This is a genomic window from Microcystis ichthyoblabe FBCC-A1114 (assembly GCF_050500245.1).
GTDB classification, from domain to species: Bacteria; Cyanobacteriota; Cyanobacteriia; order Cyanobacteriales; family Microcystaceae; genus Microcystis; species Microcystis ichthyoblabe_A.
The window spans coordinates 1,571,468-1,586,515 of sequence record NZ_CP191408.1 but is presented as its reverse complement, the minus strand read 5'-3'; the positions used below and the strand labels follow the sequence as shown (position 1 = coordinate 1,586,515).

Annotated in this window: 12 protein-coding genes and 1 pseudogene; 7 read left to right on the top strand and 6 right to left on the bottom strand. The window is 43.2% G+C overall.

All coding sequences use genetic code 11. From position 1 onward, the window contains the following. Positions 1 to 56 precede the first annotated feature (56 nt). A complete protein-coding gene (locus ACQY1Y_RS07745; RefSeq protein ID WP_430014307.1) occupies positions 57 to 1,286 on the top strand; it encodes a hypothetical protein in 1,230 nt (409 codons plus the stop codon). A gap of 6 nt (positions 1,287 to 1,292) precedes the next feature. Here the strand turns inward: ACQY1Y_RS07745 and ACQY1Y_RS07740 are convergent, their stop codons facing one another. The 4 genes from ACQY1Y_RS07740 to ACQY1Y_RS07725 all read right to left on the bottom strand — a co-directional run bounded on the left by ACQY1Y_RS07740 (position 1,293) and on the right by ACQY1Y_RS07725 (position 6,488). Then, entirely contained in the window at positions 1,293 to 1,703 is a 411-nt protein-coding gene (locus ACQY1Y_RS07740) for a salt stress protein, Slr1339 family (RefSeq protein WP_002739611.1), read from the bottom strand. 236 nt (positions 1,704 to 1,939) lie between these two features. Then, entirely contained in the window at positions 1,940 to 3,925 is a 1,986-nt protein-coding gene (dndD, locus tag ACQY1Y_RS07735) for a DNA sulfur modification protein DndD (protein WP_430014306.1), read from the bottom strand. Positions 3,926 to 4,089: 164 nt separating this feature from the next. Continuing rightward, positions 4,090 to 5,727, bottom strand: coding sequence for a vanadium-dependent haloperoxidase (locus ACQY1Y_RS07730; protein ID WP_430014305.1), 1,638 nt, complete (start codon positions 5,725 to 5,727; stop codon positions 4,090 to 4,092). 89 nt (positions 5,728 to 5,816) lie between these two features. Beyond that, positions 5,817 to 6,488 (bottom strand): hypothetical protein, encoded by a 672-nt coding sequence (locus ACQY1Y_RS07725; protein WP_430014304.1) that lies wholly within the window; start codon positions 6,486 to 6,488, stop codon positions 5,817 to 5,819. Between the two features lie 815 nt (positions 6,489 to 7,303). Here ACQY1Y_RS07725 and ACQY1Y_RS07720 point away from each other — a divergent pair. Together ACQY1Y_RS07720 and ACQY1Y_RS07715 are read left to right on the top strand one after the other, a co-directional pair. Continuing rightward, positions 7,304 to 7,579 (top strand): MoaD/ThiS family protein, encoded by a 276-nt coding sequence (locus ACQY1Y_RS07720; RefSeq protein WP_002740056.1) that lies wholly within the window; start codon positions 7,304 to 7,306, stop codon positions 7,577 to 7,579. 130 nt (positions 7,580 to 7,709) lie between these two features. After that, positions 7,710 to 8,585, top strand: coding sequence for a hypothetical protein (locus tag ACQY1Y_RS07715; RefSeq protein WP_430014303.1), 876 nt, complete (start codon positions 7,710 to 7,712; stop codon positions 8,583 to 8,585). A 102-nt stretch (positions 8,586 to 8,687) separates the two neighbouring features. Here the strand turns inward: ACQY1Y_RS07715 and ACQY1Y_RS07710 are convergent. Further along, a pseudogene (locus ACQY1Y_RS07710) lies at positions 8,688 to 9,145 on the bottom strand (ISL3 family transposase); the annotation flags it as partial. 757 nt (positions 9,146 to 9,902) lie between these two features. On the opposite strand from ACQY1Y_RS07710, the gene ACQY1Y_RS07705 reads away from it, so the two are divergent. From ACQY1Y_RS07705 to ACQY1Y_RS07695, 3 genes are all read left to right on the top strand, one after another. Next, positions 9,903 to 11,054, top strand: a complete 1,152-nt coding sequence (locus ACQY1Y_RS07705) for an acyl-CoA dehydrogenase family protein (protein ID WP_002739551.1) — start codon at positions 9,903 to 9,905, stop codon at positions 11,052 to 11,054. 102 nt (positions 11,055 to 11,156) lie between these two features. Beyond that, entirely contained in the window at positions 11,157 to 12,800 is a 1,644-nt protein-coding gene (locus tag ACQY1Y_RS07700; RefSeq protein ID WP_430014302.1) for an alpha-keto acid decarboxylase family protein, read from the top strand. Between the two features lie 144 nt (positions 12,801 to 12,944). Then, the gene (locus ACQY1Y_RS07695; RefSeq protein WP_430014301.1) at positions 12,945 to 14,336 is read left to right on the top strand and encodes an IctB family putative bicarbonate transporter; all 1,392 of its coding nucleotides are present in this window, start codon (positions 12,945 to 12,947) and stop codon (positions 14,334 to 14,336) included. 164 nt (positions 14,337 to 14,500) lie between these two features. Here the strand turns inward: ACQY1Y_RS07695 and ACQY1Y_RS07690 are convergent, their stop codons facing one another. Beyond that, on the bottom strand, positions 14,501 to 14,638 hold the full coding sequence (locus ACQY1Y_RS07690) for a hypothetical protein (protein WP_216642671.1): 138 nt from the start codon (positions 14,636 to 14,638) through the stop codon (positions 14,501 to 14,503). 13 nt (positions 14,639 to 14,651) lie between these two features. Here ACQY1Y_RS07690 and ACQY1Y_RS07685 point away from each other — a divergent pair, with 13 nt between their 5' ends. Continuing rightward, the gene (locus ACQY1Y_RS07685; RefSeq protein WP_223210755.1) at positions 14,652 to 15,047 is read left to right on the top strand and encodes a protease inhibitor I42 family protein; all 396 of its coding nucleotides are present in this window, start codon (positions 14,652 to 14,654) and stop codon (positions 15,045 to 15,047) included. The last annotated feature ends 1 nt before the right edge of the window (position 15,048 follow it).

Genomic DNA, 15,048 nt, shown 5'->3' with positions numbered 1-15,048 from the left:
ATTCCCTTTTTCGAGAAAGTGAATACAATGGGTGGAAAGCGCGTTAAAAAGGTCCGATGAATCGACAAAGACGGCAAAAATCAAGACAATTTTCTCCCCCCAGATATTCTATCTTTCCCCCGGAGCAATGGCGATGGGGAGTGACTTCTTTGGTGATTAGTTTAGTCTTGTCCCTACTGATTTTAAAACTGAATACCTCTAGTCTCTCCACTGCCACCATAGATATTTTAAATCCCTCCACGGTGGGGGAGAATTTGGCCGGTAAGAGCCTAGATGAGTTAGAAAAGCAGAAAATCGCCGAATTTTTGCAAATTACCTCGCCAGAAACCCTCTTAACCCTCGATCGCACCCCTTTGTTTATTCTCCACGACACAGCTTGGAGTATGACTGCGGGTAACATCGAAGAACAGAAAAAATATGCTCGCGGTCCGATGAAATTGGGTCCCAATGTTTACATCCCCCGCAAACAGAATTCCAAGGATAGAGATATTTTAGACTCGATCGCCCGGCCTTTTTTTGAACGTCACCGTCCCACAGCCACTTTTTATGAACAAGCAGCCGAAATGCTGCCCGCAGACACCAGAGATCAATTAGTGCGTCAACTGTGGCAACTTACCCCAGAAACTATCCGCGTCAAGGGTTTTGCAATTGCTTTAGAGGGTGTTCCCTTGAGTACGCGATCGGCCCCTGAGTTAGAAAAAAGGGCGAGAATTTGGTTAAATACGCCTTCAGAAGCCGTCTTTAAGCGTTTAGTCAAAGAATATCCGACAAATTACTTTGATGGGGCAAAAACTACCGCATTATGGGCAACAGAAGCGATTTGTCAGCAGCTATCTCACCCTAATTGCGATCGCTTGCAGCTGGTTTTTGCCGAAAGAAATCGTCGGGTTATCTCCAGCGTTAACATTGAACTGGTACAGGCGCCGGGATCCCACTGTTTGACCAAAGGACGTTTGCAAACCCTCCCCGGTTACAGCGATTTTCAATACCAGCAAACGGCGAAATATTATCTCCTCGCAGCCTTACAAACGGGACAACTACCGCAAATTGTCAGCCATTTTGCCGTCGATAGTTTTCTGATTAATCAAGGAAAATATCCCCATTGTGACCCCCGGGGTTTTGATCTACAACGTCTTTACAATCTCATCAGTGAAGCTTTGGATTATGACCCCGGCACTGTTTATGGTATCGTCCCTCGTTACGGCACAAATATTATAGCTGGTGATAATATTTGGTGGCATAATCGAGTTTTTGATGCGGCCAATTTACCCACAACTTTAAATTAGACCTGATCATTTAGAAATATCCACTTCTCCCAAAGCTTCTAGATAGGTAATCGCCGCTTCTAAAGGAGAATCGTAGCTATAGGAAAACTCCTCAAACCAGCGTCCTTCCTCCGATTTGGCATCCAATTTATCTAACCATTGCTTTGCCTTTCTAGTTAAAGCTTCTCGCTTGCGCTGCTGTTTTAATGCCGACGCTTTTTCTTTTTCCGCTGCCTCCTGTTGTTCCCTTTCTTGGTTTTCTAAGGCTAAAGCTTTTAAAAGCGCATCGGTAGAAGAATCGCCGGCATAATTAACCTTAAATTCGGCTGGGAAACGCTCTTTTTCTTGGCGAGAAGAAGAGGACGGCATCGGTTTTTCCCGATCCCGTTTCTGGTATTCTGCCTTCATTTGTGCCAGTAAATCTTCTATTTCTCCCATAATGGTCAAGTTAGAAAGTAAAAAGTTAAAAAGATAATTGCTCTGATTGCCTCTGCCTTAATAACTAAGTAGCTAGTTATAATTAAATTGAATATGGCACCCCCCTTAATCTCCCCTTGATAAGGGGGGTGCTGATCCCCCCAAAAGCTTGGATTGACTGATAAAATCGAAAGTAATACCCGATGTCTCAAGTTAATCGGGGGAGGATTTTTGGGGAATTTATCTCAGTCATAATTTTACCAAAAGTAGCGGTCGGGGTGAATAGTGGTTTGACGTTGTTGGGAATTGTATTCTAGCAGGTATTTTCTGGCGATTACTTCCTGTTCTTCTAATAAGAGTAGCTCATTTTGTCCAATTTCTGTATCGGTAGAAAGGAGGATGACTTGAGAGGAAGCAGCGGGAAAGTAACGTTCAACTAAATTATGGCGATGGGAAGAATCTAAACGTCCCAGGGGTGTATCGATAGCGATGGGTAAATCTCGTCCGGAAACTCGCGCTAATCCCCACAAAAAAGCGATCGCTAATAGTTGTTTTTCTCCGGCAGAAAGACGGTGTTTAGGCACATTTTGTCCATCGGGACCAAAGAGAGATAGACCAAAAGTATCAGCATCGATCGCTATTTTCTGAACTAGATCGGACTTATGCAATAAATAACGAAAACATTCCGCCACTTCTCCCTCTAATCTATTTAATTTTTTTAAAGTTAAGCGTTCTTTAAATACTTTTAAAGTTTGCTGTGCTTTGACAATAGCATTAACGATATGTTCGTTACTTTGCGATTCTAAAGCTTTCTCACTATAGGCAAATAATTCTTTTTTAGTTTTCTCAATTTTCTTTTTGATTTCCTCATAATTTTTGTGGCTTTGCTCGTATTCTGCTTGAGCATTTAGATACTTTTTCTGAGCGGTTTTTAAGTTATTACTCAGGGTTTCGTATTCTTCGGGAGAGGCTGCTACTGCTAATTCTCGCTCTAAATTATCTAAGTCAGCTTCCAGATTTTTTAATTGTTCTATTGCTTGATGAGCGAGGTTAATTTGTGCCGGTAATTGATGGGTTAAGACTCGATTTAATAACTCGATCGCCTCCTCGTCTAAATCTAAGTAAGAAGTAACCAAAGAATCCTTATCCTCAGCTAAAAACTTATTTTCTTGCTCTAAAAAATCCCTAATATTCTCTAATTGTTCTAAAGTTAAACTTAGTTGTTTTAAATAAGCAAGTAACTTTTTATCTCTAGATTCTAAAACCGATTGAGCGACTTGAGCAGATTGAAATTTTAGCTCTTTTTCTCCCTGAATTTTAGCAGCTTCTAGGAGAGGAAAAATTAACTTTAATGGTAATAATTCCCCCGCCAATTGACCTAAATATTCTCTCTGTTTATCTAACTTTTTATCTACCTCCTTTTTTCTGCTCTCTAATTGACTTCTTTCGGCGGCAATTTTTCCGCCATCAATGCGAAATTTATCCGAGACTGCATCAAAATCATTTCTAACCAAATCTAAATTTTTTTGTTGAGTTTCCATCTCTTGCCTAGCCAATTCTAAATCTTCTTGGTACTGGGCTAATTTTTTCTCAATAGCTTCAATAGTTGCTAGTTCATTTTCTGCTGCTAATAACCGGCGCTTGCGACTAGCTAAAATATCGAGATCAACGGCTAATCTTTCCGCTAATTCTAACCCTAATAAAGTCTGCATCGAATCTTTAACACTGTCAGGAGGTACATCCTGTTCTGCCAATTCTTTTACCTGTTCCCCATCAAATAAAAACAGGTTAGAAATACCCAAAGGTAATAAAGTTTCAATATATTCATCCCAAGTATTAGCTAAGGCAGGATCGGGCCAATCTTCATCTAAAATACCGAGGGTATCCTTACCATCTTTAGGCTGTTTTGTCCAGTATCTAACGATACGATATTGTCGCCATTGTTCATTAACCAGATGTTCAAAAGCCAGTTCAATTCTAGCCTGATCGATGAGGGAAGCTTGATTATTAACTGCTTGACTGAGAAACTCGGCATAACTTAAATTATTGCGAGTAGAACACTTTGCCCGCGCACCATACAAAGCCAAACGAATCGCATCCATTAAAGTAGTTTTGCCGCCGCCATTCATGCCTCCCAAAAGGATAATCGGACAGGGATTGTTATCTTTTTCAGGACGTAAATTAATCACTTGACGACCAGCGTAGGGTCCGAAATTTTGCAAAACTAATTCAGTAAAAATCATTAACAGTCAGGGGTGAGGAGCGGTAATTTCTATCCTAGACAAGTATAACAAGCGATCGGAGCTAATCTCCCTATTTTCGGCTTGTGGGATGGGCAGTTAGGGAGAAAGTAAAATAGAGACGTTGGGGGCAACGTCTCTAGGAAATTTAGCAAAAGGTCTAATTTTTATTTAATTTTGCTTTTTATCAGGCGTGTTAGGGAGAAAATACCGCCTAGGGTCAAGAGGGCGAGAACATTATCCGCTTCTGGAGTAGTAACGCCACCGTTGATAAAGAATTGAGAGCGGTTCCAAACACTGCCCCCCACCCTGCGACCTAAAATTCTGCCTTGAATATCGCCGTCGAGGAAGTGAATACCGCCATAGCGACGGGAAATACCGGCTTCATCCGCCGCTTCTGAGAAAGTATCCCAAAAGAGAGTTACCGAACTACCCGGAGTGATGCCCGGTTCAAAAGCTGAAGTACCGGGGGCAAAGGTGACAGAACCACCAAAAACATCACTACCAGTGAAAAGACGCAGGATTTCCGCCCCAGCGGCACTAAAGGCACTATGGCCAGAGGTATATTCGGCGAAGGGGGGCGAAGGAGGACCAAAGGGATTCTGGTAGGTGAGAAATTGGGTAGCGGGAATAGTGATTGTGCCTAAACCGGGGCCGCCCCAAGCGTTAATTTCAAAGACTCCATCGCCGTTACTGTCAGTCCCGATTAAACCCAAGCGACCTAACTCGCGAATCACGCGCACGGGACGGGCAGAATTATAGGATAGTTTCGCTTCCCAGGTGGCAATCCCCGCGTCCATAACCGCATTACCGAGGGCGAAGAATAACTGCACATCTTCGTCAAGAGTATTATTATCCCGCTGCGAGATATCTTGCCCGAACTCCATCCATGTACCCGGAGGGAAAGGGGTTCCAGGGCCATCTTCCCAAAATTCGGCGATTAGTTTCTGTTCGTCTGTGAGATTGGCGCTGAATTCCACTACATCAACCGCCTGCTGGATGAAAGCGGGATTGATATCTACTCCCACCAAAGCTGCACTAATAGGAACCACTGTACCATCACCCCTGGTGATCGTTCCCGCCTGTAAATCCGCCGAAGCGTTGGAATCTAACAGAAAACGGATGATTTCGGGGGGACGGTATTGAGCATTATCGGTTAAAGAGAAGGATTGCACCGTTCCCCAGTGGGGGGTGAGATATCTCTGTAGTGCTGAACCAGAATCGATGGGAACACTCTCCGGAGTCCAGAGTTCGATATCGACCACTTGAGTGGGAGTGTTGGGGGTGCTGTAACCGATGGTATCAACGTAGTTGTTTAACTGATTGGAACCGTCATTACGACGGGCATTCATCAGTGTGGCGGCGATGGTGTTACCGATTCCCGCTGCCGTAGTGGTATCGGTGCTGGTATTGTTGGGGTTGTAACCAAGACTATTCATCCGAGCAGTCAAATTAGCCGTTTGTGTGGGTAGCAGTTCCGTTAACACCCGATAGGCGGCAAAACTAATCGCTTCCTGTTTATTGGCTTGAGTATTTTCGCTCGTAGGACGTTGTAAAGTATCTCCCAGAACGGTACTAATGGGGGTAGCTTCGTAGGCTGACCAAGCATCGTACATAGCAGTGCTAAGGATGCCATAGAGCCGAGAAGCTACCGTTGGTCCCTGGGGTTGATTTCTAACACCTTGAGTGGCTGCACCAATCCAACCACTAGCCACCGTGACCGCTTGAGCAGATGATACTGGCAGCAAGGCAGTGGAAGCAATCCCTAAAGGGAAAAGGGTTAAAGACAGTATTTTTTTGTACATAACCGGCAAATGGGAATAAATGGGCGGAAAGCGGGGAAAAACAGACCAAGAGAAGGATTATCCCTCAGATAATTTCAATTCAGGCCAGCTTAGTTTTTGGGTCTTTGGACTCTCCATAAAATTCCCAGGGTTCCCAAGACAACTAACCCCACAGAAACGGAAGGTTCAGGAACAGGGGTTGAAAAAACCGCTAACTGCTCATCACGACAGGGGAAAAGACCATCCCCTGGGGTAAGGGTACAGCCACCATTAAAGGTGGTTAACTGTGCGTTTAGCAGTACAGGGTCGCTACTAGCCGGTCCATGGTCGCGAACTACGTTCCACACTTCTGCTGTCAAGGGATTGAATAACCCATTACCAAACAACACTTGATTAGGATTAGGCAGTTGACCGATACCGACTTGAGCAGAGAAATTACCCAGTCCATTTAAACCAATTACTTCTCCATCGGCAAAAAATGCCGAAGCATTGACGGTAGGATTGGAGAAGTCGTCTTCACCACAACCCCCGACGCAAAACTCAGGGTTATTGAAGATAACCCACCACATGGTATAGGCAGCCCCAGGGGATAAATTGCTAGTGGACACGGTACTGGCAATTCCCGTCGCCGTTCTAGTTAGGGTTCCCGTGGAACCAGCAACGGTGCCGCTATTAACCAAGTCTAAAAGAGATACGTTTTGAACTAAAGCCGCTTGCGCTGGGGAGGTAGCGACAAATGCCCCTAGTAAAGCGATGGTAGAAACCGTTAATTTTTTGATCATTTTGGGCTTTGAATTTGTACTATATCAGTTGATTAGCAGCAGAACTTTTGCGGAAGCATTAGTGGGGCTACTCCCAAAGACAGATGACTAACTTTTCTGCTCAGTCTAAGCGCATTTATGCCCAGCGTCAAGTTAAGTTTTTTTAAAAGATTGCATCGTACTGTAGGGGGAGGCAAAGCTTAAAAAAAGCTCAAGTACAGCGATTCTCATTTTGAAAGGATTTTGCGTTGTTTCAGCGATCTAGAGATTCGTTAAGAATTATTAACCCCTCTAGGTGCAAGGGTTTTAATGTCATGAAACCTTAAAATGAGAATTGCTGGCTCAAGTAAGCTCCGATGGACAAAACTGGCTGGATAAGTTTTCCACAGAAATAATCCTTGGGCTGCCCATTTTCCCTTTTTTTGATGACTCCTCAGTAGATTACTTTGGTTCTTCCGAACTTACACTGTAGAAAATTCCTCAAGCTCCCTCTCTGCACAGCAAGGCTCTAAAGTTGATAAATATCAATCTAACAAAAACTCAAAGCCTTAGTGTACAAACTTTACAAGCATGAGTTATTGATAGTTTTACATGACAGGTTCGGTAGAGCCATTACTTTTTTCAAAACTATACCTATCAATCGTTTCGGACTCTTTTAAGTTTTCTATCTTTTTGTTAAGAAATGTACACATAATGGAGGTAATAAGGGAGAGGGCAGTATCATGACACAAGATGAAGATAATTGCCAATTCAGGTCCAAATTGGCAAATCAATTTTCACGGAATAAATCTCAAAAAGCTTGTATTCCTGATCAGTAAGACAAGAGGAACACCACAATGACCACCTTAAACATTGCATTTTCTGGAACTCTCCTACGATTTGTGGACTACCAAAAAGAAGTTTCCCTAGAAGCGGAAACCATCTCCAAAGCTTTACGGACTCTCACGGAAAAATATCCCTCTTTAACGGCTTCTCTCTACGATGCGAATGGCGAAGTTCGCAAAGTTCATCGACTTTTTTTAAATGGGGAACAGCTTTTCTCGAATGAATTAGACCGCAGTATTCAAGAAAATGATCGCTTGCAAATTTTAACGGCAATTGCTGGTGGTTAATTAAAAATATTAAATAATTCCCAGCTTTAACTATCAACAGGGAAGATTAACTGTTTCGTCGGGCAGGTTTATCTACTTACTTCCCTAGTCTTATTTTATTGCCACAAAATCTTTAGCCGAGGACGACAAAATGGTTAGTACAGTTGCCGCAACTACTCCCACTTCATCCCCACCGAGAACCAGTGAACTTACTCTCGCCGCCTGTCCGACTTTATTCACTCCCTTGCAGATGCACCAGCGAGAACTTTTGCGCTTAGGATTAAATGGTTGGGCGGGATGGTTGCGCGATCACTTGATGAGTATTCAAAAGTTAGTGGAAAACTACCAAACCAGTATGGTAGTTGCCATGGCCCATCTGCGCTACATCAAAAATGTCACTTTTCACGATTGCGAAACGATTCAACTCGTCACCCGTGCCAGTTGCATTAAGGGGGGAGTATTATTAGAAATGCCCTCTAGTATCTTGGCTGATAATCAAGAAGTGGCACAGGTAAAAATCAGTTTACGTCCAGTAACAATCACCGATCAAGTGAGTTTAGGGGCAAAACCGGGGCGATTGCCGGCGGAAGTGATGAATTTATTCTCGGAAGAAGAAATCTCGAAAAAATTTGAACGTCCAGTCCAAAAATTAACTAAACAAATTGAAGAACAAAAACAGGGTGAATTAATCGCAGAAGGTCGTTATCCCTTCCAATTGCACCGCTATGCTCTTGATTTTGCCGATCAATGGGCTTTTATGGAAGCGGCAGCCTACATTAATGCTAGTCGGGAAAAACTGGTTCTTGGCCAAGGTAGCAAACAACCAGCTCTGAAAGTGGGTTTCAGTCATCCCCTACAAGAAATAGATATCGAACTGCACAAACCCTATTTTCTCCTTGATGAAGGAGTTGTGGACACGAAAGTCTATCTTTGGCAGCACCGAGTAGTTTTTATCCATCGCTTACTAGGTTACGGCACGGGGGTGGAAGAGAGTTACGCCACGGCGATCGAACAATTTGACCAGTAATCATCTAAAATCTCGCCAAAAACAGCGATCGGTCAATTGAGTACCGATCGCTGAGTAGGGTTTGCGGCAAAAAGATGGCTCTTCGTTACTCTTTATGCTAAATCAACAGACAAGATGCCTAGATAACATACTTCTAACCCAAAAATTCCGTTTCTAAAGCCATAGCCTCTCCGTTTTATTAGTTTCAGTTTATTGTTGATTCCCTCGACCACCCCATTCGTTGTCCTTCGCTCGAAATAACTAATGATTTCTCCAAACCAGTTTCGGATTGTTTGACAACTCTTGGTAAAAACAATGGAGGATTTTGCCAACCATTCCGAGATAGATAGCAGTCCTTCTGTCGGATTCTCTGAGGTTTCATAAATCTTTCTGAATTCTTCCTTTAATTCCTGCATCTTTTTCAAATTTGGAAAATTTCCTTTGATAGCTTCTAGCCTGATTTTTTGGGTTTCCGTTAAATCTTTTTCATTTTTTAACAGGCTATATTTACTTCGCTTTAAAACTTCTAGCTTTGCTTCTTTTTCCGCTTTCTGTTTTTTATTTTTCTGCGCTTCTGCCGTTGCTTTTTTATTTTTCGATTCGGAAAACTATAACGATATTTTCTAGGTGTCGATAGCCTTGAATAGAGGTTCCTTCTAGGTTCAAAAATTTGTCAAGTATCATAAGTAGGGTTTGCTGAAAAAGTTTGTTGGTGGGGTTAGGAGTCAGGAGTCGGGAGTCAGGAGTCGGGAGTTTCAGGCTTTGTTGCCCCTCTTTCGTACTAGCTTATGTACTATAGCAAGGATAATGCAAGGTTTTTGAGGATACCAATCCGATTTTCGCAGCATGAACATTGGATTTTAACAGGTCAAAAGCCTTATTTTAAAAAGGTTTTACCATTATTCAGCAAACCCTAAGTAAAATACTCTGGTTTTTGGCTATTATATCAAGTTTTAACTCGATTGTCTATCTTTTGGTATTAATTTATTTGTGCCGTAAGTGTCTCCCTGTATAGATTTCAGCTACTTTTAGGCGTAGGCACTCTCATCGAATTTTATTTTAAGTTAATTATTTGCATAAAAATTACCGAAAAGCCGTACTTTTTGATTGACAAAAAGTCTAAAAGTCTTACCCAACAAGGTTTTTAGATTTATTCAGCCAGCCCTAGATACTGTCCTCGATTCAAGCGGCCATGTCTAGCCCCTGGTCTCCACCGCTTAAACTGTCTGTTTGTCAAGTACAATTTATACAAAATAAGTGCGATTGCCCTGCTAAGTATATAGGGACAAAAAAATCCTTATCCGGAAAAAATTGAGACAAGAGGTTGATAAAAACATCATGAATCGTACCCTAGCCAAAAAAATAGCAGCAGAAGTCGATAGTCGTTTTGGCAATTTTATTCGCAAACGCATTAACCCCGGAGTTTTAGAACGGGATGCCAATGGTACTTGTATACCAGAAGAGATTTTTGCCGAAGCTTGTCGTTTAGGGATGACTCCCTATCCTGTGACTCAAGAATTAGGAGGTGGAGGGGCTGATCAGCTATCCTGGGGAATGATGCTCGATCGAGTCGGTTATCTCTGTCAAGATCTATCCTTTCCCTTCGTGATTTCTCTGCGCGGTTCGGTGATGAGAATGATCTACAAGTCAAAACGACAGGACTTGATCGAACGTTACCTGAAACCGATGATCGCGGGGAAAAGAGCACCCGCTTTTGCCTATACCGACGGTGCGGATCCTTTTTCCTTTAACACCTGCGTCAGAGAAACCCAAGGCGGATATATCCTTTCTGGCAAAAAACTTTTCACCACTGGCGGTTACAATGCTGATACGTTTATGACCTATGCCCGTCATAAAACGGATAGTTTTGACGATCTTAAGGTTTTTTTGGTGGAAAAAGAATTCCCCGGAGTGGAAATTGTTCCCTTACCCATGGCAGGATGGCGCGCTGCTGGCATCTCAACGGTACATTTTCATGATGTTTTTCTTCCCCATGACTCGGTGATGGTGGCGGCCGATGGGTTAAGTCATGTGCAGGAATTTTTAAACGCCCGTCGTTCTATCTTGGTTAGTCCCGTTTTGGGCAGAATGGAGGCAATTTTGGAAGATTGTGTCAAAAGTCTCAGTCATTCCATCCGTTACAATCGACCCTTAACCGCTATGCAATCGGTACAGGCAGAGATCGGTAAAATGTATAAACTGCTAGAAACCAGTCGCTCGATCGTCTATCAATCCCTAGAAGCTGAGGCCTCTGGTCAGGTAGATCCTCTCTGGGAACCGATTACTAGCTTAGCTAAATCCTATGCTACCGACAGTGCTATCGAATTAGTTTTGATTGCCCAACGTTTGTTAGGAGGGGCAGGACAACTGAAAACTAACCATTACGAGCGTTATTTGCGAGATTTCTGCGGTTTAATCCCCGGAGGTGGCGCTCAAGGTACTCTAGATGTAGATCTGGGAGTTGCTATCATTAGTAAATATGATATGTAAGTTAGTCGGTCTTTTCCTAGCAAGAGCGGTCGGCATTTTGGCTGAAAGTGAGTAAGGAAAATTCCGCACCGACACCCTGCTCATCTTTGCGAGAAAATTGCTATGATCACCATCGGCGAATATTTATTCCAGCGTCTCCATAATTTAGGGGTTAATCATATTTTTGGGGTGCCGGGGGATTATGTCCTCGATTTGATGGATGTTTTGGTGGAAAGTCCGATCGAATTAGTTTGCACCTGTAATGAGCTTAACGCGGGTTATGCCGCCGATGCCTACGCGCGAGTCAAAGGTATGGGCGCTGTCTGTGTCACCTACGGAGTCGGGGGATTTAGCCTTGTTAATGCTGTGGTCGGTGCTTACGCTGAAAGAGTTCCCCTGGTGGTAATTAGTGGAGCTTCCGATCGCTCGATTCGCCGGGATAATTTATTATTACACCACACCACGGGCGATTATAATCTGCAATTTTCCATCATGGAAAAAGCCACGGTTGCCTCGGTTATTCTCACTAATTCCGCCCAAGCAGCTAGTCAAATCGATCAAACTTTAGCCGCTTGTTTGCATCACAAACGTCCCGTGTATATCGAAATTCCCCGGGATCTAGTCTATCGTCCCTGTATCCCCTCAGAAAATCCAATTTATTTAACCGATAATCTCACGGATACCGCCGCTTTAGAAGAAGCCATTGAAGAAGCGGTTTTTTTATTAGAAAAAGCGGAAAAACCAATTATTTTAGCGGGGGTAGAATTCCATCGGTTTAAACTCCAAGATAAGTTGCTGAAACTTTTAGAAGTAACGGGTTATCCCTTAGCTACCACTATCTTAGGTAAGTCGTCAATTTCGGAAATGCAGCCGCAATTTATCGGCACTTATGTGGGAGCATTAAGTCGCGAATACGTTAGTCAACGGGTGGAAAATGCCGATTGTGTCCTCTGTTTAGGAGCGATTATGTCCGATATGAATTTAGGGGGATTTACGGCTAATTTAAATCCCAATAATTTGATTAATGCCAATTCCGAGAAAGTAAAAATTAAACATCACTTTTACCAACCAGTATTCTTAGGGGATTTTATCGATGGTTTAATTGATAAACTAAGTCACAAAGAAGCGGCTACACTAGAGATTAAACCCGCGGCCGAATTGAAGGATTTAGAATTCATCGCCGTGCCGGAGCAAAAATTAACTAATGCTCGTTTTTATAAGCGAATGAATCATTTTATCGCTCAAGAATCTTTTGTTATTTCCGATACAGGGGACGCAATTATTGCCACGATTGATTTATTAATGCCCCAAAAAACCGACTTTATTGGTCAAGCATTTTATCTCTCTATTGGTTATTCAATACCCGCCTGTTTAGGAGTAGCTTTTGCCGCACCCAATACTCGTCCTATCGTCTTTGTGGGGGATGGTGCTTTTCAAATGACTGCCCAAGAACTTTCGACAATTATCCGTCACCATCTCAATCCAATTATCTTTTTAATTAATAACGACGGTTACACGATCGAGCGGGTAATTCAGGATAATATTTATAATGATCTACAACCGTGGAAATATCACCAATTACCAGCAGTATTTAACGGGGAAAGTTGGAGTTGTCAAGTCAGGACAGAAGGGGAATTAGAAAAGGCTTTATCGATTGCCCAGGGTAACATCGATCGCCTATCATTTATTGAAGTACATCTTGATCGTTTTGACTGTTCCCCAGGCTTAACTCGTTTAGGTCAAGCTGTACGTTCACCCCATGTTTAGACTGGTTATACTATTAGGTTTTAACTGTGTAAAGCTGCCCTAAGACACCAGACTGAAACTCTTTTCGCTCCCAAGAGTCAACAATTAAGATACAATCGGTATCTTAATCAAAGTGTGATGGTGACAACCGCAACTAAAAACCCTATGAATGCTTTTTGGAAACAAATCACCCTACTGAACTTTTCCCCCGCTTCTTGGTCAAAATATAGCTATCTGCATCGTTTCGTCGGCCTTTTTAGTCAATGGCGACAGGGTAGCCGGTTTGTGGAGTGGACAGAACTGATGGGTGCGCTGTTAATCTCTCTTCTTATCGCCACTGCGCCGTTTTTCTCCACCAGTCAAATCGGGTTTTTATTGTTAGCAATAGCGGGTTATTGGCTACTCTTAACCCTTGTGGATGAAGGCAAAATCGGGGTGACACCGATTCACATTTTAGTGCTTTTATACTGGGGAATTGCCACGGTTTCCACGGCTTTTTCTCCCGTTAAAACCGCAGCTTTGGAAGGATTAATTAAATTAACTCTCAATCTCATCTTTTTTGCCTTTACTGCCCGAATTATGCGCTCACCACGCCTAACAAATTGGATTCTGACTACTTTAGTTTTAACCGCCTTAGCAGTGAGCGTTTACGGCATTCGTCAGCAAATTTTTGGTGCGGAACAGTTAGCAACTTGGAACGATCCCACTTCAGAATTAGCGGGGGATACTAGGGTTTATAGTTATCTAGGTAATCCTAATTTATTAGCTAGTTATTTATTACCCGGTATTGCTTTTAGCGGTGCAGCCTTGTTTGTGTGGCAGGGATGGCTACCGAAAATTTTAGCGGCTTTATTAACTTTAGCCAATGCCGCTTGTTTATTTTTTACCGAGAGTCGTGGCGGTTGGATTGGTTTGATGGTCTTAGGAATTGTCTTCTTATTGCTATTATTTTATTGGTTCAAAAATTATCTACCGTTATTTTGGCAAATATGGCTTTTACCCTTAATTTTAGGGGGTTTAGCCGTGGTGGTTTTAGGAGCGATTTTATTGGTGGATCCGCTGCGAATTCGGGTGATGAGTATTTTCGCAGGCCGGGAAGATAGTAGTAATAACTTTCGGATTAATGTTTGGGATGCAGTTATCCGCATGATTCAAACTTATCCGCTTTTGGGCATCGGACCGGGTAATGATGCTTTTAAGAAAATTTACCCCCTATTCATGAAGCCAAAATACACGGCTTTAAGTGCCTATTCTGTGCTATTAGAAATTATGGTAGAAACGGGAATCATTGGTTTTACCTGTTTCCTCTGGTTATTAGTCACAACTATCGGCCAAGGCATCCATCAAATTAAACTTTTACGCGATAAAATGGATAGTCAAGGCTTTTGGTTAATCGGGGCAATTGCCGCTATGGCTGGAATTCTTGCCCACGGTTTTTTTGATACGGTTTGGTATCGTCCCCAAGTTAGTACCCTCTGGTGGTTAGTTTTGGGTTTAATTGCTAGTCGTTGTTATTCCCCCGCTAGGGATTTTGAGCGTGGCAATTCCCTCCTCTAGGGGGGCGAAATGGGGGAGCATTGAGGAGTTATTTCAAATTACGGATAGGACTGCTCTGAAGGGTATTTTAAGCTCGTGTAGGCGCAGGCGAGGGGGATTATTAAGAAAAATCACAAACCCCCCATCCTACCATCTCTCGGTGGGCAAAGCAAGAGATAATTAAATTAGATCGTTTCCCAGTTTCTTCTGCGCTTGGCGCGATTTCCCAACTGCAATAACGAGAGTAAATCCCTGTGGCCGTTATAGAGACGAGGGAGGAAAATAATGGATCGTTCTCTTAAGTGGGCCGTTGCGATTGTCATAACTCTAATCCTCGTGCTTTCCCCGGTCTTTTCCCAGGGCTGTGGGGCAACCAAGTGGAACCCGAAAGGAGGGAACGGTCAAGATACAATGCTAACCCTTACTCGCACTGACAACGGCAAATCCATCACCATGCAGGTCAACGACCTACTGCTACTGTCCCTCGACGAGAATCCCACCACTGGCTTTCAGTGGGCGGTCGATGGTGGCGGGAGCGATTTAGTGGAGCTGCAGTCCTCTGAGTATCTACCTGCCAGGGAGTCGAAAGTCGGCGGGGGCGGTCAGAGAGTCCTGACCTTTAAAGCGCAACGGGCTGGGATAGGCCAACTAAGGCTTAAGCTTTGGCGAGAGTGGCAAGGAGAACCGTCAATTGTCGAACGATTTACTGTCACGCTCCAAGTCCGAGAGTAAA

Excerpts from the sequence above, each read along its gene's own strand:
- ACQY1Y_RS07700 (WP_430014302.1), top strand. The coding sequence starts at position 11,157 with ATGATCACCATCGGCGAATATTTATTCCAGCGTCTCCATAATTTAGGG.
- ACQY1Y_RS07745 (WP_430014307.1), top strand. The coding sequence starts at position 57 with ATGAATCGACAAAGACGGCAAAAATCAAGACAATTTTCTCCCCCCAGA.
- ACQY1Y_RS07705 (WP_002739551.1), top strand. The coding sequence starts at position 9,903 with ATGAATCGTACCCTAGCCAAAAAAATAGCAGCAGAAGTCGATAGTCGT.
- ACQY1Y_RS07730 (WP_430014305.1), bottom strand. The coding sequence starts at position 5,727 with ATGTACAAAAAAATACTGTCTTTAACCCTTTTCCCTTTAGGGATTGCT.
- ACQY1Y_RS07715 (WP_430014303.1), top strand. The coding sequence starts at position 7,710 with ATGGTTAGTACAGTTGCCGCAACTACTCCCACTTCATCCCCACCGAGA.
- dndD (WP_430014306.1), bottom strand. The coding sequence starts at position 3,925 with ATGATTTTTACTGAATTAGTTTTGCAAAATTTCGGACCCTACGCTGGT.
- ACQY1Y_RS07695 (WP_430014301.1), top strand. The coding sequence starts at position 12,945 with ATGAATGCTTTTTGGAAACAAATCACCCTACTGAACTTTTCCCCCGCT.
- ACQY1Y_RS07740 (WP_002739611.1), bottom strand. The coding sequence starts at position 1,703 with ATGGGAGAAATAGAAGATTTACTGGCACAAATGAAGGCAGAATACCAG.
- ACQY1Y_RS07720 (WP_002740056.1), top strand. The coding sequence starts at position 7,304 with ATGACCACCTTAAACATTGCATTTTCTGGAACTCTCCTACGATTTGTG.
- ACQY1Y_RS07690 (WP_216642671.1), bottom strand. The coding sequence starts at position 14,638 with ATGACAATCGCAACGGCCCACTTAAGAGAACGATCCATTATTTTCCTC.
- ACQY1Y_RS07725 (WP_430014304.1), bottom strand. The coding sequence starts at position 6,488 with ATGATCAAAAAATTAACGGTTTCTACCATCGCTTTACTAGGGGCATTT.